Here is a 19,358-nt window from a genome sequence, read left to right as displayed (position 1 = left end):
ATCAGCCTTTTCCAGAAAGTCTTCCACTTGGTTCCCCCCTTTAAATATTTTTTTCGGTCACGGTGTGGCACGAACACATCACGCGCTTGACGGGCACATGTGTTCCATTGTGCGGCCTAACGCCCGCGTTAACAGGCGGCTGCCAGCGAAGCTGGTAGACGTCCTGTTGAACAACAAGTTAGGCTGGTGGCAGATGCTGGAGCGAATGAGTTCACTGCAAACCCTTTTGTTTTATGTGCTCGCCGAAGCCATACCTGGGCCAGCTACTTGTTCGTAGTGCAGTACGGTGGGGAATGGATCATAGAAGTGATGCAGTAGTTTGCGCCACTCTTGATATTGAGTTGACTTACGGAAGCCGACTTCGTGATGTTCTACAGACGCCCAACGTACTAGAAGCATGTAATGGTCAGTTCGCTCGATGCATTTTTGAAGGTCGTGCCCGAGGTAGCCTGGCATTGACGCGATGATTGACTGCGCTGTGTTAAAAGCAACTTCGAACTCGGGGCTTTGCCCTGGCTTGACTTGGAGTTGTGCGATTTCGAGGATCACCTGCGGTTCCTTAGAAGAGAGCCTAACTTGTTTTTATACACCCTCCCGGGTGTATAACTCAAAAGAACATGGTGTATAAAATAGAAAATTCGCCGTAAACCATTGTTTTCACTGGGAAAATGAAAAATGGCACACCATCTGCCCTCCCCAGACACCCCAAAGCGCACAGCCCCCACTTTCACCCCATTCTATCCACACTCCCACCCCCTATCAGCAGGACTCCTTTCGCTAAATCGCGCCAGCACAAAACAAAAACGCCCTCCATCTCTGAAGGGCGTTTTGTTGGCAGCCAGAAAACCCGGCAGCGCCGGGTTTGCGCGGTGGGTCAGGCCATGGCGGCTTCGCGGGTGACTTGCGCTTTCAGCGTGCCTTTGGCGTAGCGCTGTTGCATGGCGTCCAGGCTGTAGACGGGGCCGATGCGGCTGGCCATACCGGCGGCGCCGAAGGCTTCATACCGGGCGGCGCAGATGTCTTTCATGGCGACCAGGGCCGCTTTGTAGAATTTGCGCGGATCGAAGTTTTTGCGGTCCAGAACCAGAAACTGGCGGATGGCGCCGGTGCTGGCCATGCGCAGGTCGGTATCGATATTCACCTTGCGCACGCCGCTCTTGATACCTGCGACGATTTCTTCCACCGGCACGCCATAAGTCTGGCCCATATCACCGCCGTGGCTGTTGATAATCGCCAGCCAGTCTTCGGGCACGCTGGAGCTGCCGTGCATCACCAGGTGGACATTGGGAATGCGTGCGTGAATCTCGCGCACGCGGTCGATGCGCAGCACCTGGCCGGTGGGTTTCTGGGTGAATTTGTAAGCGCCGTGGCTGGTGCCGATGGCGATGGCCAGCGCGTCCACCTGGGTTTTCTCGACGAAGTCGGCGGCCTCGTCGGGGTCGGTCAGCAGCTGGCTGTGGTCCAGAGCGCCTTCTGCGCCGTGGCCGTCTTCCTCACCGGCCATGCCGGTTTCCAGGCTGCCCAGGCAGCCCAGTTCGCCCTCGACCGAGACGCCGCAGGCGTGCGCCCAGTCGACCACGTGGCGTGTGGTGCGCACGTTGTAGTCGTAGCTGGCGGGCGATTTGCCGTCTTCCAGCAGGCTGCCGTCCATCATGACCGAGCTGAAGCCCGACTGGATGGCGCGGGCGCACACGGCGGGCGAGGCGCCATGATCCTGGTGCATGCACACGGGGATGTGCGGGTACTGCTCGATGGCGGCCAGGATCAGGTGGCGCAGGAAGGGCTCGCCCGCATAGGAGCGTGCTCCGGCCGAACCCTGCAGGATGACCGGGCTGCCGGTGGCGTCGGCGGCCTGCATGATGGCCTGGACCTGTTCCATGTTGTTGACGTTGAAGGCGGGCAGGCCGTAGCCGTTCTCGGCGGCGTGGTCCAGCAGCTGGCGCAGGGAAATCAGGGCCATGGAAGTCTCCTCGGTGGATGGTGAAAGCGGTAAGGCGGGAAAAGAAAATCAGGGAATGGGCGACGGGCTCAGGGCAGTTCGGCCAGCGATTCGATGACGCGGTCCGGGTGGCTGTCGGCGATGGGCTGACCGTGGTTGTAGCCGTAGGGCAGCGCCCAGACGGCGACGCCAGCGGCGCGCGCGGTGGCGATGTCGGTGGACGAATCGCCCACCATCAGCGCCTGTTTGCGCTCAAGGCCGCTGGCGGACAGCACCGCCAGCAGGCCCATGGGATCGGGCTTGCGGCGCGGGTGGCTGTCGCCGCAGACGATGTCGTCAAAGAGCGGCGTCAGCCCATGCGCGTCCAGCACCGGCAGGGTGTAGGCGCGCTCCTTGTTGGTCAGCACCGCCAGGCGGGCGCCGCGCTGGCGCAGGCGCTCCAGGGCGGAGCGCACGCCGGGATACAGGCGGCTGCGCGTGCCGCAGCAGCGCGCGTAATGTCGCTGGAAGACGGCGTAATGCGCTGGCAGCGCCGGGTCGGCGGCCACGGCTTCGATGGGCGCGCCCTGGGCCCAGGCCAGGGCCTTGGCCAGCAGGTTCTGCGTGCCGTGGCCGATCCAGGCTTCGATCTGGGTCTGGCCGACCGGGCGCTGTCCCAGTTCGGCCAGCGTGGCGTTGGTGGCGTCCAGAATCTCGGGCGCGGTCTCGACCAGGGTGCCGTCCAGATCGAAAAAGACAAGGTCAGCGGCCTGGCTCATGCCCGTGCGCTCCCCTGCCCGTAACGCCCCAGCGTGGCGTGCACGGCCTGGACCACGGCCTGCGCCGTGATGCCAAAGTGCGCGTACAGCTGCGGCGCGGGGGCCGATTCGCCAAAGGTCGGCAGACCGACCACGGCGCCCCGGCGGCCGACGTATTTGCGCCAGAAATCGGGGTGCGCGGCCTCGATGGCCACGGCGGGCAGATCGGGCGGCAGCACGCTGTCCTGCCAGGCGGCGTCCTGCGCGTCGAAGACGTTGGTGCAGGGCATGGAGACCACGCGCACCGCCACGCCCTCGGCGGCCAGCAGCTTCTGGGCCTCGACGGCCAGCATCACCTCGGAGCCGGTGGCGATGAGGGCGGCTTGCGGCGCGTCCACATCGGCCAGCACGTAGCCGCCTTTGGCGATCTCGTCCGCGCGGCGGGCATTGGCGTGCCACGAGGGCAGGTTCTGGCGCGACAGGGCCAGGCAGGCCGGGCCATCCTGGCGCTGCACGGCGTGGGTCCAGGCGACCGCCGTTTCCAGTGCGTCAGCCGGGCGCCAGACGTGCACGCCGGGGATGATGCGCAGGCTGGGCACGTGCTCGATGGGCTGGTGCGTGGGGCCGTCTTCACCCAGGCCAATCGAATCGTGCGTCAGCACATGGATGACGCGCTGCTTCATCAACGCGGCCATGCGGATGGCGTTGCGGCTGTAGTCCGAGAAGGTCAGGAAGGTGCCGCCGTAGGGCAGATAGCCGCCGTGCAGCGCCATGCCATTCATGATGGCGGCCATGCCGAATTCGCGCACGCCGTAGCTCAGGTGGTTGCCCCAGACGAACTGGCCGTTCTCGCCGGGCCCTGCGCGCACGCAGCCCTTGAAGTGGGTCAGGTTGGAGCCTGTCAGGTCGGCGCTGCCGCCAAAAAACTCGGGCAGCAGCGGGGCGATGGCGCTCAGCGCGTTCTGGCTGGCCTTGCGCGTGGCCACGGGTGCGGTGTCGGCGGCGATGGCCTCCAGCAGCGCGGGCAGCTTTGCGGCAAAGTCGGCGGACAGCTCGCCGCGCAGGCGGCGCAGCAGCTCGGCGGCCAGTTGCGGGTGGGCGGCGCGGTAGGCGTCAAAACGCTGCTGCCACTGCGCCTGCTGGGCGGCGCCGCGCTCGCGGGCGTTCCAGGCGGTCTGGATGTCGGCGGGGATCTCAAAGGGCGCGTCCGTCCAGCCCAGCGCGGCGCGGGTGGCGGCCACTTCGGCGGCGCCCAGGGCGGCGCCATGGACATCGTGCGTGCCCGCTTTGCCGGGCGAGCCCTTGCCGATCACCGTTTTGCAGCAGATCAGCGTGGGTTTGCCGTCCGGCTGGTCGGATTGCGCCATCGCCTGCTGCACGGCGGCGTCCAGCGCCACCGGGTCGTGGCCGTCCACCCCGGCGATCACGTGCCAGCCGTAGGCCCTGAAGCGGGCGGGCGTGTCGTCGGTGAACCAGCCCTCGACGTGGCCGTCGATGCTGATGCCGTTGTCGTCATAGAAAGCCGTCAGCCGGGACAGTTTCAGCGTGCCCGCCAGCGCGCAGGCCTCGTGGCTGATGCCTTCCATCAGGCAGCCGTCGCCCAGGAAGGCCCAGGTGCGGTGATCGACGATGGCGTGGCCGTCGCGGTTGAACTCCAGCGCCAGCAGCTTTTCGGCCAGCGCCATGCCCACGGCGTTGGCGATGCCCTGGCCCAGCGGACCGGTGGTGGTCTCAACCCCGGGCGTCACGCCGACTTCCGGGTGCCCGGCGGTCCTGCTGTGCAGCTGGCGGAAGGCCTTCAGCTCGGACATCGGCAGGTCGTAGCCGGTCAGGTGCAGGAGCGCATAAATCAGCATCGAGCCGTGGCCGTTGGACAGCACGAAGCGGTCGCGGTCGGGCCAGGCCGGGTCGGCCGGGTTGTGGCGCAGGTGGCGGTGCCACAGTACCTGGGCGATGTCGGCCATGCCCATGGGCGCGCCGGGGTGGCCGGATTTGGCCTGTTCCACGGCGTCCACCGCCAGGATGCGCAGGGCGTTGGCCATGCGGCCGGTGAGTTCGCTGTCCAGGGCCACGCGGGGAAAATCGGCCGAAACGTCGAGAGGTGCATTCATGGTGTCCGTCCTTGTCGTCTTCACAGGGCGCCCAGGGCGCGCTGGCGGCGCTCCATCATGCGCCAGATGAAGGGGGTGAAAATCAGCTGCATGGCCAGTTCCATCTTGCCGCCGGGCACGACGATGGTGTTGGCGCGCGACATGTAGGCGTCGTCGATCATGTTGAGCAGGTAGGGGAAATCGATGCCCTTGGGCTTGGCGAAGCGGATGACGCAGATGCTTTCATCGGGGCTGGGAATGTCGCGCGCAATGAAGGGGTTGGACGTGTCCACGCAGGGCACGCGCTGAAAGTTGACGTGCGTGTGCGCAAACTGCGGGCAGATGTAATTCACGTAATCCGGCATACGGCGCAGGATGGTGTCGGTGACGGCCTCGGTGGAATAGCCGCGCTTGGATTTGTCGCGCCACAGCTTCTGGATCCACTCCAGGTTGATCACGGGCACCACGCCGATCAGCAGGTCGGGGTACTGCGCGATGTTGATTTCGGGCGTGACCACGGCGCCGTGCAGGCCCTCGTAAAACAGCAGGTCGGATTCGGGCAGCGGCTCCCAGGGCGTGAAGGTGCCGGGCTCCTGCTTGTAGGGCGCGGCTTCTTCGTTGTCGTGCAGATACTTGCGGCGCTGGCCGGTGCCGCTGGCGCTGTAGGACGCGAACATAGCCTCCAGCTCGGCGAACAGGTTGTTCTCGGGGCCGAAGTGGCTGAAGTTCTTGTTGCCGGCTTTTTCGGCGTCGGCGGCGCGCTGCTTCATTTCCTTGCGGTCGTAGCGGTGCATGCTGTCGCCTTCGATGACGGCGGCGGTCACGCCCTCGCGGCGGAAAATGTTGTCAAAGGTGCGCGTCACCGAAGTGGTGCCCGCGCCGGACGAGCCGGTGATGGCGATGATGGGGTGTTTGGCGGACATGGCGTTTCTCGTCGAAGTGGGGATCTGGGGAGGCCGGGTCGCGGCGCGTTCTGCAGGTTTTGCGGGTTCTGCAGGTTTTGCGGGTTTTAGTCGCGGAACAGGCCGCGCACGGCGAACAGCGGCTCGGTGTCGGGCTGCTCCTGGGGCTCGCGGTGGTAGCGCTCGATGCGCTCGACCTCGTTTTTCGAGCCGAAAATCAGCCCGATGCGCTGGTGCAGGCTGGTCGGCACCACGCCCAGCATGGCCTGGCGCCCGGTGCTGGCGCGGCCCCCGGCCTGTTCCATCAGAAAGCCGATGGGGTTGGCCTCGTAGAGCAGGCGCAGGCGGCCGGGTTTGGCCGGGTCTTTCAGATCGCGCGGGTACATGAAGACGCCGCCGCGCATCAGGATGCGGTGCGCCTCGGCGACCATGCTGGCGATCCAGCGCATGTTGAAATCCTTGCCGCGCGGGCCAGTCTGGCCGGCCATGCACTCGTCCACAAAGCGCTTGATGGGCGGTTCCCAGAAGCGGCTGTTGCTGGCGTTGATGGCGAATTCCTGCGTGTCGGGCGGCACCTGCAGCGCGGGGTGGGTGAGCATGAACTCGCCCACATCGTGGTCCAGCGTGAAGCCGTGCACGCCGTTGCCCACCGAAATCACCAGCATGGTGGTCGGGCCGTAAAGCGCGTATCCGGCGGCGACCTGGCTGCTGCCGGGCTGCAGGAAATCGGCGTCGGTGAGCGGGCGGCCGCTGTCGATGGCTTCCTGCGGCGCGCGCAGTACGCTGAAAATACTGCCCACCGAGACGTTGACGTCAATGTTGCTCGAGCCATCCAGCGGGTCAAACACCAGCAGGTATTTGCCGCGCGGCAGGCCGTCGGGAATGGCGCGGTGCTCGTCCATTTCTTCCGAGGCCTGTCCGGCCAGGTGGCCCGCCCACTCGGTCATGCGGATGAAAATGTCGTTGCTCAGGATGTCCAGCTTTTTCTGGACTTCGCCCTGGACGTTGACCTGATCGGTGCTGGTGCCCACGCCGCTGCCCGCGCCGGGGGCATAGGCCAGCTCACCGCGCGCCACGGCGCGGGCGATGGTCTTGCAGGCCAGCGCCACGTCCAGCATCAGGGCGTTGAAATCGCCGCTGGCGCCGGGGTAGCGGCGGCGCTGCTCGATCAGGAACTGGGTCAGGGTGGGCCGCTGGCCGTCGCGGTAGTGCTGGGTGGCGGGCATAGTTTCTCCGGGAAGTGTTCTGGGTTCGGGGCGGATCAGGACGGGCGCGTTCATGCGGGCAGGGCTGCAGCGGCGGCTTTGAGCTGGCTGACGATGCCGCGGTAGCCGCCATCGGCGTCCGGGGCGCTGAACACGGCGCTGCCCGCCACGCAGACATCGGCGCCAGCGGCGTGAATGGCCCGGATGTTGTCTTTCTTGACGCCGCCATCGACCTGCAGCGTGATGGGCTGGCCGCCCGCCGCGACGTGGGCCGCAATGCGCGCACGCACGGCGCGCAGCTTGTCCAGCGTCTGCGGGATGAACGCCTGGCCGCCAAAACCGGGATTGACGCTCATCAGCAGGATGATGTCCATTTTGTCCATCACATGGTCCAGCACGGACAGCGGCGTGGCCGGGTTGAGCACCAGCCCGGTCTTGCAGCCCGCGTCGCGGATGGCCTGCAGCGAGCGGTCCACGTGGCGCGTGGCCTCGGGGTGGAAGGTGATGTGGTCGGCGCCCGCTTTGGCAAAAAGCGCGGCCAGCTCGTCCACCGGCTCGACCATCAGGTGCACGTCGATGGGCATCGGGGTGTGCGGGCGCAGCGCGGCGCACACGGCCGGGCCCAGCGTCAGGTTGGGCACATAGTGGTTGTCCATCACATCGAAGTGCAGCCAGTTGGCGCCGGCGGCGGTGATGGCGCGGACTTCCTCGCCCAGGCGGGCGAAATCGGCCGAGAGTATGGACGGCGCGATCAGGCAGGGCCGCGCAGCGGGAGGGGTCAGAGGAGGATTCACAGCAGCTCCGGTTCAAGTTGGGATTGGATCAGCGGGGCGCGCCGGCGGGCCGGGGCCGCACTGTCGCGCCAGAAGCTGGCGTGCCAGCGGCGCAGCCGCGCCACGTCCACGCACAGCTCGGGCGAGCTCACATCGGGTTCGCCCAGCGAGGGCAGTACGGCCAGCGCACCGGCAAAACCGTCGTGGCGCGTCCAGGCGGTGGGCGTCACCACCGTCGCCAGACCGGCCGCCGTGGCGGCGCGCAGGCCGTTGGCCGAATCCTCGAAGGCGATCACGCTGCGCGCGTCCAGCCCCAGGCGCGACAGCACCTGCGTGTAGACCTGCGGGTGCGGCTTTTTGACGGGCGCGCTGTGACCGTCGCCGATGGCGTCAAACCAGCGCTCCCACTGCGCGCCCAGGTGGGGCTGCAGCAGCGCGGCGATGTTGGCCGGGGTTGTGGTGGTGGCGATGGCCAGGCGCAGGCCGCTGGCGCGCGCTTCGCGCATCAGGCGCAGCACGCCGGGTCGCAAGGCCAGCGGCCCGCTGGCGGCGCTGCCGCTGGTGCTGCCGGTGTAAAAGCGCGTCTTGGCCTGGTGCAGGGCGCGCAGGGTGGCTTCAGCGCCGGGGCTGCTGGCGGCCTCGGGATCGGTTTCGCGCCAGAACTGCGCCATGCGCTCCACGCCGCCGCTCACGGCCAGCAGGCGCTGGTAGGTGTCGCGGTCCCAGTGCCAGTCCAGACCCATCTGGGCGAACGCGGCGTTGAACGCGGCGCAATGCGCGGTCTCGGTGTCGGCGAGCGTGCCGTCCACGTCAAAAATCAGGGCACTGAGCATGGCGATCCCTTTCACACGGCCCCGCCAGGTGGGGGCATGGGACAACTATAGGCAGCGCCGTGAATAAGGTAAATTCACGATTCGTTCAATTTCGGATCAGCTATGGCTTAGCTTTGTCGGATGCTTGTCCGGAGCGACGGCAGGACGCCGGGCTGCAGCCGAAAGCCGCTGCGAACGGCCGCGCCAGCGCTGCCGGGCTGCTGTAGCCCACGCTGTGGGCGATATCGGCCACGCTGTGCGGGCTGTCCTGCAGTGCCTGGTGGGCCAGCGCCAGGCGCCAGGCCGTCAGCCAGGCCAGTGGCGGCTGCCCGGCCACCTGCAGGAAGTGACGCGCCAGGCTGGCGCGGGACAGCGCGCAGCGCTGCGCCAGTTCGGCCAGCGTCCAGGGCTGCGCCGGGTCGCCCAGCATGGCCTGCACGGCGGGCCGCAGCCGTGCGTGGCCCAGCAGCGCCAGCGTGCCCGGCGGTGGGGCTGCACCAGCGGGCGCGCTGCTGTGGCGCAGCGCCAGTGTCAGCAGCGCCTGGCACAGCGCGGTCACCAGCGCCCGGGCGCCGGGCAGGCCATCCTGCGTTTCGCGGCGCAGCCAATCGCCCATCAACGGCAGCGTGGGCAGCAGAGGCGCCAGCGGCACCGTCCACACTGGCGGCAGCCCGCGCAGCAGCAGCTGCATCGGCCCGGCTGCGAACTGGAAATGGCCGCACAGCAGATCCAGCGCCGGATCGCCCTGCGCCGCCCGGCCGTCGTGGCGCAGCGGCAGCCAGCCGTCCACGTCCCACTGCAGCGGCTGCGGCGACTGCAGTGAGGAGCGCGGCTGGCCGGGCGCCAGATCGTGTGCGCTGCCCTGGGGCAGCAGCAGCCAGTCGCCCGCCTGGAGCAGCGTCTCGGGCTGCCCCGGCACGCGCACCCGGCACTGCCCGGCCAGCACCAGATGAAAAGGCAGCACGCCCGCCGGTGCCGCCGCGTGCGGCAGTTGCGCCGCGCCGCCCAGCGTGCAGCGCAGCTCCAGCAGCGCCTGCGGGCGCGCCTGCTGGATGAGGTGGCTGAGAGGGTCCATCAAGACATTATGAGACGATAAGCACTATTTTTGATTTTATCTGGCATTGATCATCTCACTGTCCTGCACGACACTGGCTGCGTTTTCTGCTTCTCCTTTTTTCTCTTCTGACTTCTCCCTGAAAGGATTTCCCATGCTGGACTGGAACGACTATCGCAAGGAACTGGTGGGCCGTATTGGCGATCTGGGCAAGCTGACGCCGCAGACCTTGACCGGCTACAAGACGCTGTCGGGCGCCGGGGCGCAGACCGGGCATCTGGAGGGCAAGACGCGCGAGCTGATCGCGCTGGCCGTGGCCGTGACCACGCGCTGCGACGGCTGCATTGCCGTGCACGTGGACGCCGCGCTCAAGCTGGGCGCCAGCCGCGAGGAAATCGCCGAAGCGCTGGGCGTGGCCGTGGCGCTGAACGCCGGTGCGGCCATGGTTTATTCAGCCCGCGTGCTCGACGCGGTTGCCGCCCACCCCAGCGCAGCGGCGGGCTGATTTGGGTAGACTGGGCTTTTCCATCCACCCTGACCCGGAGATGCCCATGTCCCTGCACCTGTATTACGGCCCTGGCGCCTGTTCCTTTATCCCTCACGTGGCGCTGCGCCTGATCGAACAGCGCACCGGCCAGCCTTTCGAGGCCACGATGGTGCGCATGCACAAGGGCGAGCACCGGCAGGAGGCTTTCCTGCGCATCAACCCCAACGGCCAGGTGCCCGCGCTGGTGGACGACGGCCAGACGGTGACGCAGATTGTCGCCATCATTTCGCACCTGGCCCGCCGCTTCCCTCAGGCGGGGCTGCTGCCGCAGGAGGTCTGGGCGCGGACCCGCGCGCTGGAGACGCTGGCCTGGTTCAACAACACCGTGCATCCCACTTTCACGCGCATTTTCATGCCCTCGCGCATCGTCGCTGACGAGGCCGCGCAGGCTGTGGTGCGCACCGAAGCCGTTGGCGCCTACCGCGCCCTGATGGCGCAGGTGCAGGAGCGCGTCCAGGCGCTGGGCGATGCTTTCCTGGACGGCGCCGAAGCCGGCCCCTGCGACGCCTACGCCCTGACCACCACGCGCTGGGCCACCATGGGCGGCATCGACGTCGCCACCGAGATGCCTGCGCTGTGGACTTACGTCGAGCGTGTGGCCGCACAGCCCGCCGTCGCCGCGACCATCGCAGCAGAGGGCCTGACGCTGAACATGTTCAAGAAATCATCATGAAGATCCTGATTCTGGGCGCAGGCGGCATCGGCGGCTACTTTGGCGCCCAGCTGCTGCGCGCCGGGGCCGACGTGACTTACCTGCTGCGGCCCCGGCGCCAGACGCTGATCCAGTCGGACGGCCTGACCATCGAAACCCCCACCGGGCGCTTCACCGTCCATCCGCCGACCGTCACGGCGGACACCGTCCAGCCCGGCTACGACCTGATCCTGCTGGCGCCCAAGGCCTACGATCTGGACGATGCCCTGCACGCGCTGGAAGGCGCCCTGGCCGGGCCGGGTCAGGCGGTGGTCCTGCCCTTTCTGAACGGGCTGGATCACCTGGAGCGTCTGGACGCGCGTCTGGGCCGCGAGCGCGTCATGGGGGGCGTGGCGCACATTGCCGCGACGTTGACGGCGGACGGCGCTGTGCGCCAGCTCAGCCCCATGCACCGGCTGACCGTGGGGCCGCGCCACGAATCCCACCGCGATCTGGCGCAGCAGTTTGTCGCGCTGTGCCAGACGGCGCCGTTTGATAGCGTGCTGGCAGACGACATCGAGCAGGTGCTGTGGGACAAGTGGGTGTTTCTGGCGACGCTGGCCGGCATGACCACGGCCTGTGCTGGCTCTGTGGGCGATATTGTCGCCACGCCCTATGGCCGCGATACGACGCTGGCGATGTTCGAGGAATGCTGCAGCGTGGCGCGCCTGTCTGGCCACCCGGTCGGCGATGCGGCCCGCGCCCCGGCGCTGGAGCTGCTGACCGCGCCGGGCTCCAGCTTCACCGCCTCGATGCTGCGTGATCTGCAGGGCGGCCAGCGCACCGAGCACGATCACATCCTGGGCGCACTGGTCGCCCGGGGCGATCGCCTGGGTGTGCCGACGCCGCTGCTGCGCCTGGCGCACACGCGGCTGGCGGTGCAGGCGGCTCTGGGCGCCTGAGCCTTCCCGCTGCGCCAGGCCATGTTCCGACGGCGCCTGACCCTGGCTTTCGCGCTGCTGGCGCTGGCTTTTTGCCTGCAGGGCGCGCTGTCGTGGTGGGCCATTGAATCGGCGAGCGCGCAGGTGGTGCGCGGCCGCGTCGCCAGCGATCTGCTGCAGGGCTATCTGCGCCTGTCGGCGGTCAAGCAGCGCCTGCGCAGTCTGGCCACGCGCGCTCTGCTCAGCGATCAGGGCACGGCCAGCGAGCAGCAGCAGCGTCTGGCCGAAATGCACGGCATCCTGGACGGGCTGGACGGGCTGGCCCGGCGTTCGGCGGCACTGGATCCGGACGCAGCCCGGGCGGAGCAGGACCTGCGCCAGCGCCTGAGCGCCCTGACCATCCTGCAGCAGGCGCTGAAAGATCTTGAAGTCGCCCTGGCCCAGATCAGGCCATTGCCGCCGGGCGTCGACCCTGCGCAGGCGCTGGCGGCCATCGATCATGTGTTCGACACGCCCCGGGGGCAGGATATGCGCTCGCTCATCGCGACGACCCTGAGCCAGGAGCAGGCCGCCGTGTCGCGCGAGCGGGCCGCGGCCGACCGGCTGCTGGCGCTGGTCGCGGGCGGCATGCTGTCGGCCACGCTGGGGGTCACCAGCCTGTCCGCGCTGCTGGCGCTTTACCTGGCGCGGGCGCTGCGCCAGCCCTTGCAGTCGCTCAGCCAGGGCGCGCAGGCGCTGCAGCGCGGCGATCTGGCCCACCGCATGCCGCAGCAGGGCGCGGACGAGTTCGCGGCCGTCGCCCGCACGCTCAACGCCATGGCGGTCGAGCTGCAGCAGCACCGCGAGCGGGAAAAGCGCATCCGTCAGGATCTGGAAGATCAGGTCCGCGACCGCACGCACGAGCTGGAACAGGCGCTGGAATCGCTGCGCCAGGTTGATGCCTCGCGCCGCAGGCTGTTTGCCGACATCAGTCACGAGCTGCGCACCCCCACCACCGCCATTCGGGGCGAGGCTGAAATCGCCCTGCGCGGCCGCGTCAAACCGGCCGAGGATTACCAGGACGCGCTGGGCCGCATCGCCGAAACCGCCCGCCACCTGGGCCAGGTCATCGACGATCTGCTGACCATGGCGCGCAGCGACACGCAGGCCCTTTCCATCCACCCGCAGCGCGTGGATGCGGCGCAGGTGCTGGCCGAGGCGCTGGGCCAGGTCCAGCCGCTGGCCACCCAGCGCGGCATGAGCCTGCAGCGCAGGGGCGAAGAAAGGGGCGGCGCCATGCTGTGGGCCGACGGTCCGCGCCTGCGCCAGGTGCTGGTGCTGCTGCTGGACAACGCCATCCGCTACTCGCAGCCCGGCCAGGCTGTGACCGTGGCCACGCAGTGCAGCGACACGCACTGGACCGCCGAAATCATCGACCAGGGCATAGGCATCCCGCAGGACGAACTGCCCCGGGTTTTCGAGCGCAATTTTCGGGGCGAGCACGCCCGCCGCCATCGGGCCGACGGCGTTGGCCTGGGGTTGCCCCTGGCGCTGGCGCTGGTTCAGGCGCATGGCGGCACGCTTGAGCTGGTTTCCGGTGACGGCGCTGGCACGACGGCCCGCCTGAGCCTGCCCCTGACGAGCCTGGAGGACACGCCATGAACATCCTGGTGGTGGAAGACGACCGCCGCGTTGCCGATTTTCTGGAGCGCGGCCTGCGCGCCGAAGGCCACAGCGTCAGCGTGGCAAGCACGGGGACGGAAGGGCTGGAGATGGCCCAGCGTCTGGATCGCGAGCGGCGCAGCGGCGATCGTCCCACCGTGATCCTGCTGGATGTGATGCTGCCTGGCCTGAGCGGGCTGGAGGTCTGCCAGACCCTGCGCAGCCAGGGCGTGCGCACGCCCATCCTGATGCTCAGCGCGCTGGGCGCTGTCGACGAGCGCGTGACCGGCCTGCGCACGGGCGCCGACGATTATCTGGCCAAGCCGTTTGCCTTTGAAGAGCTTCTGGCACGCATCGACGCGCTGGCCCGGCGCAGCGACCCGGCGCCAGGCCCTGCGCCCGCCGGGCAGCTGGCGGTGGACGATCTGGTGCTGGATCTGGCCACGCTGCGCGCCAGCCGCGCGGGCCAGCCGCTGGACCTGACCGCGCGCGAGCTGGCCGTGCTGGAGCTGCTGATGCGCCATCCCGGCCGCCTGTTCAGCCGCGAGCGCATCCTGGCCAATGTCTGGGGCGCTTTCGAAGACCCGCTGACCAATGTGGTCGAGGTCTACATCCGCCGCCTGCGCAGCAAGCTGGACGCCGCCGGAGGCCGCGCCCTGATCCACACCGTGCGCGGCCTGGGTTACCGCTTGGAGTGACGCGCGCCAGCCGCGATTCATCTGGCGTTCATCCAGGCGCGGCCCGCTGTTCATCGAGCGCGCGCTGTGCCGTTCATGCCGCCTTTTCATACTTGTGGAACTGCACGACGCAGCCTTCAACCTGAATCCACAAGGAGTAATTTCATGGCGCAGATGATCCGTTTCCGTTCGACCGCACTGGCCCTGGCGCTGGCTGCTGGTGCCAGTTCCGCCTTCGCTTTTGATGAAACCGTGGTGAACCTGAGCATCACCGCCGCCGAAGTCGAGCAGGCCCAGAAAAACTGGGGCAAAGCCCTGATCCAGATCAGCGACGATTACCAGAGCGGCGGCCGCGCCAAGGCCACCGAAACGGCCAAAAAAGCGCTGGACAGCGCCTATGGCTACAAGTTCGGCACGGTGCTGTTCAAACCCACGCTGACGCATGGCGAACAGACCTTCCGCACCACCTACGATGGCGCACTGTCTTACTTCGTCGGCGGTAACCCGGCGTACCCCAGCGATACCGGTTTCGCGCTGAAAGGCTGGAAAAAATACGAGTATAAAAACGCCGCCGTCTTCGTGAACGGCAATATGGCCCTGACCACAGGCCACATCATCCTGACCGACAAGGACGGCAAAGTCACCGTGGTGGACAAAACCTGGGGCTTCAAGAAAGACGATGACGGTTCGATGCGCATCGTGCTGCACCATTCTTCGCTGCCGTATCAGCCCGCGAAGTAATCGTGCGGTTGTAGCGCTGGGTACGTCGCTGGGTACGGCCCTGACCCCTCAGGGCTGACCCGTGCTGCGGCGTGTCTGCGCAAACGCCAGCAGCCGCGTCAGGAGATCGGTCTGGTCCGCCAGCCGCTGCTGCCAGGCGCGGCAGGCAGCGTGCCACAGGGCGGCGTCGGGCCAGGGGGGCAGATCGCCGGCCCAGCCCGGGTCGTTGAAGGCGTGCCAGACGCGTCGCAGCGGCTGCGCCAGCGCGTTGCTCTGGCCGTCCAGGAGAAGATCCAGCCAGGCGTCCAGTTTGGCCCAGTGCGCCCCGTCGTCCTGCGGGTAGATGTGCCAGACGAAGGGCCGCGCCGCCCACTGCGCACGCACGAAGGAATCCTCGCCGCGAACCACGCTGATCGCGCTGGCGGCCAGGCGCGTGTCAAAGCCGTCGTGGTCGGTGTAATCCAGCGCCCTCAGGACAGAATGGCTGTCCGGCAGCGTCAGTTGCTCGCCCGGCGACAGCTTCGCCTGGCGCTGCGCGTCGCCGGGGCACAGCCCGATCTCGACCCGGTCGATCGGGTCAGAAGCCGATTCCCGCACGAAGCGGGCCAGATGCTGCGCCCAGTCGCGCCAGCGCGGGTGCGGGTAGGCGAACCACAGCGCCTGCGGGGGGCTGTGGGGTGGCTCTGGCGCGGCCCAGCCGCCCAGCAGGCCGCCGGTGTCTTCGGTGAAGCCGGGGTAGAAAAACCAGCGCGTCAGCCCAGCCGCCGCGCCGTGGTGCTGCGGCGAGGCCAGGCCGTGGCTGCGCGCCACATAGCCTTCGGCGCTGAGGTATTCCAGGTTGACGAGCAGCGTCGTCGCCGGGGTTTCGGGCGTGGGGCGGGGCAGGGCGGCCAGCAGCGCGTTGGGGGCGGTGCAGCCAAATCCTTCGATGACCAGGCGCTGCACCTGCCCCCCCAGCGCTGTCCAGGCGCTGTCCGGCAATGTCCAGGGCAGCACGCTGACGGATTGGCTGGTGGCATCCACGCCGCGCATCCAGCGCAAAGGCGTAGCGTCGTCCAGCACCAGAGCGACGCGCAGGCCACGTGTGGCCATCTGCCGCGCCAGGCGCCAGCACACGCCCACATCGCCGAAGTTGTCGATGACACGGCACAGGATCAGCGCGTCCAGCGCCTGGGGCAGGAGGGCCGAGCTCATGCGCCGGCTTCTCGGGCGTGGACGGCGATCAGGGCAGCCGCGTGGCGGTGTAGCCTTCTTCGTTCAGAGCCGCCTGCACCTGGTCCAGGCTGCACAGGGTTTCGACGCGCACGGTGCGCGCAGCCAGATCGACCTGCACATCGGCCTCGGCGTCCAGCTCGTGCAGCGCGCGGGTGACGGATTTTTCGCAGTGCCCGCAGCTCATGTCGGGCACGGACAGCAGCAGGGTGTGGGGCTGGGCGCTCATGGAGGCTCCTGAAAGTGACGGTCTGGGGGTATTTTAGGACCTTGAGCAGAGCGCCCCGGCGCTTTGGGCCGGGAACGGGCTCAGGGGGCCATCACTCCAACTCGGTCATCAATTAGATGAAAAAATCCATACACGACAATTACTTGCAAACACATCAGTATTTGATGCCATGAAAAATACCACGCTAGAGGCTAACTAGATCATCTGGCCCAAGATAGATGATGTCGATTCGACCTTCTTCTTGAGACGCCTGAGCACGTATTAGACCAGCTCTCCCTGGTGCAAGTGCCGCCTGCAGTGTCCCAAGCGGCACACCGTCCATAGCAAGCACCAGCGGTTGGCCTGCCCAATAATGGAGTTGAACAGGAGTTTCTGGCGGTGGTGACACTCCGAACCAGGTCACCCGTGCCCAATACCGGCGTGCTGCCCAGACACGGTTTGCGCGCGGTGTGAAGGTTTGCGCAAACTCCATCCACATCGCCCTCGTCTCCGGTGTCGGCCAATCAGGCCTTGCGCTCCACGCCGCAAGCGCTTCCGAACCGAGCCAGAGCCGAAGCTCCTGAGCTGTTTGGGAGGTTGCCCCACTGTCCGTAACAGCCTTTATAGCACCGAGCCGAGAGCTGAACCCCGCCTGAATGAGGATCGCAGCCGACCTATTCAACGTTCCGGTTTCAACGGCTGCCACCGCGAAGCCAAGCTCATAGTCCTCAAGAGAAAGGAGGCCGTCAATGGTGTCGCCGTTGGCAACCCCACGCACCCGAATAGCTTCCATCGCCCATGGGAGGCGGTAGACAAGCCCCCCTTCAATGAACTGCAGGGTCTCCGACTCCTGGCCGGCGGCAATAGCGAAGAGAGGCTCGCCGAGAAGCCAGGAGCGGAGAATGCCGCGCCAATTTTCCGGCATGGGATCAGGTATGAATGGATAGATGACGAAAACGCGCTCCGCAATGGCTGTAATTGCGGCTATCGCCGCCTCAGCATCACCATTGAGAATGCCGCCGTTGGCCTGAATCAGTAGAAGGTTCGCATCCTCTGCAATCACGTCCAGCGCTTGCCCGGTTGCCAACCCTACGCCGGCCAAGAAGTAGCCTCGGCGGCGCGCTGCAGTCGATTGGCTCCAGATATGCTGGCTGCGTGAAACTAGGCCGGCCTTTAGAACCTGCTGAATCTGCTCGTTCTGCCGCAGAAGACGGCGATGCCACAGAGAAGATTGGAGGATGTCGTCCAGTGCCGCCGCAACCCCATCGTCCGGAATGTCGTTTTCGCCAATGAGACTCAGGACGGCCGTGTCGAGCGTTGCAACATGCTTCTGCCAATCCGCAAGGGCGCGTTCGCGATCTTCGGGACTCTCTTCCGCGACTTCTGGGAAGGTCCACGCCATGGCGTTGTTCGCGACATAGTCGATAAGCTGATCCAGATCGCCACCGACTTGGGCTCTCATGCGGGACAGCAGTGCCGCGACGAGTTGCACCAGCCCACTCTCCATATTGCGAGCGCCGAGATCATTGATGAGCGTTTCCCAATTGCTCCGCTTTCTCGGAATCTCGTCGAACATGGGGAAGAGCACGATGCCTTCCACGTCGACATAGGCCCGGCCAGCTCGCCCAATCACGTTCTTGAACTCGGAGATGTCAATCCTGGTTCCGGCACGATGGAGGGAGTGCATGACCACAGCGGTAGCGGACAAGTTCAAGCCTTGAGCCAAGGTCGGCGACGAGATAGTGACTTTGAGGATATTGCTACGCAACAGGCCTTCGACCTCCTTCCGGTAGGCCGTTGGCAAAGCCCCGTGATGGAGCGCCACTCCGAGACGCAGGCACTTGAGGATTGCACTGTCCGGCCCCAGCCATTCCTCACCAAGCGCTATTGCAGTAGCGAGAGCAGCAGGGTCTGCTTCCAGCAAAGACCGCAACGCTCCGCGCTCATGAAGGTCGACAATCACGTCCGCAAACGGTTCGACGCTACGTCGTTCTGGACAGAAAATGAGGACGGTCTGCCCGTCGTCTACCAGCCGCCAGGCTGTCGCTAGGCAGAGTTCTCGTTGATCGTCTGGAAAGAGCCTGGTTCGGCGCCGCTTGGGCGGCACCCACGTTGGCGGCGCCACTCCCGTGAGAAAGCGCTGAACCCAAGGGCGCTCTTCGCCAACACGCAGATTCAGGCGTGCATTGGGGGACGCCCAGACCACCTCGCCAAAGCGCAACCGTGTTGGACGCCAGTCATGTTTGATCAAGCCACCAGGATGGTCTCGACGTAGCCATCCGGCGAAGTCGTCGAGTTGATCGCCGTCAGGAAGAATCGCCGAGAGACACACGATGCGACGCTCATGTGCATCGGCGCGCCGGAGAAGCCGCTGGATTTGAACCTCGTAGCGGACTTCCCTTTCATTCAACCCGATCATGTGCCCCTCGTCGAAGACAAGGAGGCCAACGTCGTCGAGGAGAGAGGGGTCGTTGCGGAGCGCAAAGTCGAGTTTCTCCGGCGTCGCGACAACGATGTCACTTTCCCGGATCGTATCCTCGTCAAAGCCGCTGACCCCGATGCTGCCATAGAGTGCTGAGATCGTCTTGCCGAGTGGGCCAAAGGTTCTCTGAAGAGTTGTTTCGGTCTGCGCGGACAGCGCTCGCAGCGGTGTGATGAAGACTACGCGTTTACCACCGGCGAGGCAGCGCAGAATGCATAGTTCAGCGATGCGCGTTTTGCCCGCGCTGGTAGGCAAGGAGACAACCAGATCGTCCGCTTGATCAACCGCACGGTTTGCCGCATCGATCTGCGAGGGCCAGAGATCCACTTCGGCTTTCGGGCGACGTAACATAAGCGCGATAAACAGTTCGCGAAGTCTGGGCCAGTCGTTCGCCTCACCGCCTGCTGGTTGATGCGGAACCCTCTCATAAAAGGTAGTCGACCACAGATCGGATAGGAGGTGGATGGTGATGCGATACGACCACCACTGCGGGAGCATATTCATCTCGGCGCAGATGGCCAGTCCGGTACGGAGTCGCTCCAGCGCTTGTTCTAGCAATGGTCGCTCGCCACGTTCAAGCGCGAGCAGAAACAGGGCTATCGCCGCCATGAAGGTGTCAGTCAGCGCAATGTCAAGGCCATCGAAGACAAAGTCTTCGCCGCCTGCGATATTGACCGCCGCTTCGGCTTGATTGAGGTTTTCCTGGATTTTGGCGGCGATTCGAGCATCGCTGCCTTCGCCCGACGCCCGAAAATTAAGCACCGTAGCGCGCAGCGAGTCGAAGTTC

General features: G+C 66.3%; 18 protein-coding genes. 6 read left to right on the top strand and 12 right to left on the bottom strand.

All coding sequences use genetic code 11. The features are described from left to right. Positions 1-231: 231 nt before the first annotated feature. From RV045_RS13890 to RV045_RS13850, 9 genes are all read right to left on the bottom strand, one after another. A complete protein-coding gene (locus RV045_RS13890; protein WP_423236392.1) occupies positions 232-549 on the bottom strand; it encodes an antibiotic biosynthesis monooxygenase family protein in 318 nt (105 codons plus the stop codon). A gap of 325 nt (positions 550-874) precedes the next feature. Continuing rightward, positions 875-1,960, bottom strand: a complete 1,086-nt coding sequence (gene fba / locus RV045_RS13885; RefSeq protein WP_423236391.1) for a class II fructose-bisphosphate aldolase — start codon at positions 1,958-1,960, stop codon at positions 875-877. A gap of 68 nt (positions 1,961-2,028) precedes the next feature. Continuing rightward, entirely contained in the window at positions 2,029-2,697 is a 669-nt protein-coding gene (locus tag RV045_RS13880) for a phosphoglycolate phosphatase (RefSeq protein WP_423236390.1), read from the bottom strand. Beyond that, a complete protein-coding gene (gene tkt, locus RV045_RS13875) occupies positions 2,694-4,718 on the bottom strand; it encodes a transketolase (protein ID WP_423236393.1) in 2,025 nt (674 codons plus the stop codon). Before tkt ends, RV045_RS13880 begins: the two co-directional genes overlap by 4 nt. A gap of 89 nt (positions 4,719-4,807) precedes the next feature. Next, positions 4,808-5,689 (bottom strand): phosphoribulokinase, encoded by an 882-nt coding sequence (locus RV045_RS13870; protein ID WP_423236389.1) that lies wholly within the window; start codon positions 5,687-5,689, stop codon positions 4,808-4,810. Between the two features lie 86 nt (positions 5,690-5,775). Next, positions 5,776-6,894, bottom strand: coding sequence for a class 1 fructose-bisphosphatase (locus tag RV045_RS13865; protein ID WP_423236388.1), 1,119 nt, complete (start codon positions 6,892-6,894; stop codon positions 5,776-5,778). A 50-nt stretch (positions 6,895-6,944) separates the two neighbouring features. Next, on the bottom strand, positions 6,945-7,667 hold the full coding sequence (rpe, locus tag RV045_RS13860) for a ribulose-phosphate 3-epimerase (RefSeq protein ID WP_423236387.1): 723 nt from the start codon (positions 7,665-7,667) through the stop codon (positions 6,945-6,947). Further along, positions 7,664-8,479 (bottom strand): HAD-IA family hydrolase, encoded by an 816-nt coding sequence (locus RV045_RS13855; protein ID WP_423236386.1) that lies wholly within the window; start codon positions 8,477-8,479, stop codon positions 7,664-7,666. Before RV045_RS13855 ends, rpe begins: the two co-directional genes overlap by 4 nt. Before the next feature lie 100 nt (positions 8,480-8,579). Continuing rightward, positions 8,580-9,533, bottom strand: a complete 954-nt coding sequence (locus RV045_RS13850) for an AraC family transcriptional regulator (protein ID WP_423236385.1) — start codon at positions 9,531-9,533, stop codon at positions 8,580-8,582. A 133-nt stretch (positions 9,534-9,666) separates the two neighbouring features. Between RV045_RS13850 and RV045_RS13845 the strand changes: the two genes are divergently transcribed. The 6 genes from RV045_RS13845 to RV045_RS13820 all read left to right on the top strand — a co-directional run bounded on the left by RV045_RS13845 (position 9,667) and on the right by RV045_RS13820 (position 14,690). Beyond that, positions 9,667-10,017, top strand: coding sequence for a carboxymuconolactone decarboxylase family protein (locus RV045_RS13845; RefSeq protein WP_423236384.1), 351 nt, complete (start codon positions 9,667-9,669; stop codon positions 10,015-10,017). 46 nt (positions 10,018-10,063) lie between these two features. Continuing rightward, positions 10,064-10,732: a glutathione S-transferase family protein gene (locus RV045_RS13840; RefSeq protein ID WP_423236383.1), complete on the top strand. Its 669-nt coding sequence runs from the start codon at positions 10,064-10,066 to the stop codon at positions 10,730-10,732. Further along, a complete protein-coding gene (locus RV045_RS13835; protein WP_423236382.1) occupies positions 10,729-11,652 on the top strand; it encodes a ketopantoate reductase family protein in 924 nt (307 codons plus the stop codon). The genes RV045_RS13840 and RV045_RS13835 overlap by 4 nt, the downstream gene beginning before the upstream one ends. Before the next feature lie 21 nt (positions 11,653-11,673). Beyond that, entirely contained in the window at positions 11,674-13,272 is a 1,599-nt protein-coding gene (locus RV045_RS13830; RefSeq protein ID WP_423236381.1) for a sensor histidine kinase, read from the top strand. Next, positions 13,269-13,970 (top strand): response regulator transcription factor, encoded by a 702-nt coding sequence (locus RV045_RS13825; RefSeq protein ID WP_423236380.1) that lies wholly within the window; start codon positions 13,269-13,271, stop codon positions 13,968-13,970. The genes RV045_RS13830 and RV045_RS13825 overlap by 4 nt, the downstream gene beginning before the upstream one ends. 144 nt (positions 13,971-14,114) lie before the next feature. After that, entirely contained in the window at positions 14,115-14,690 is a 576-nt protein-coding gene (locus tag RV045_RS13820; RefSeq protein WP_423236379.1) for a hypothetical protein, read from the top strand. A gap of 48 nt (positions 14,691-14,738) precedes the next feature. Here RV045_RS13820 and earP read toward each other — a convergent pair whose 3' ends face one another. The 3 genes from earP to RV045_RS13805 form a co-directional block, all read right to left on the bottom strand. After that, positions 14,739-15,863 carry an elongation factor P maturation arginine rhamnosyltransferase EarP gene (gene earP / locus RV045_RS13815; protein ID WP_423236378.1) on the bottom strand — a complete coding sequence of 375 codons (1,125 nt, stop codon included), beginning with the start codon at positions 15,861-15,863 and terminating at the stop codon, positions 14,739-14,741. 28 nt (positions 15,864-15,891) lie between these two features. Then, entirely contained in the window at positions 15,892-16,110 is a 219-nt protein-coding gene (locus tag RV045_RS13810; RefSeq protein ID WP_423236377.1) for a heavy-metal-associated domain-containing protein, read from the bottom strand. A 184-nt stretch (positions 16,111-16,294) separates the two neighbouring features. Next, positions 16,295-19,358, bottom strand: a 3,064-nt coding sequence (locus tag RV045_RS13805) for a DEAD/DEAH box helicase (protein ID WP_423236376.1), incomplete at its 5' end; no start/stop codon positions are given.

The organism is Amphibiibacter pelophylacis, assembly GCF_037688875.1.
GTDB classification, from domain to species: Bacteria; Pseudomonadota; Gammaproteobacteria; order Burkholderiales; family Burkholderiaceae_C; genus Amphibiibacter; species Amphibiibacter pelophylacis.
Note: the sequence above shows the minus strand (reverse complement) of the source record. Positions and strands in the feature narration are given on the sequence as shown.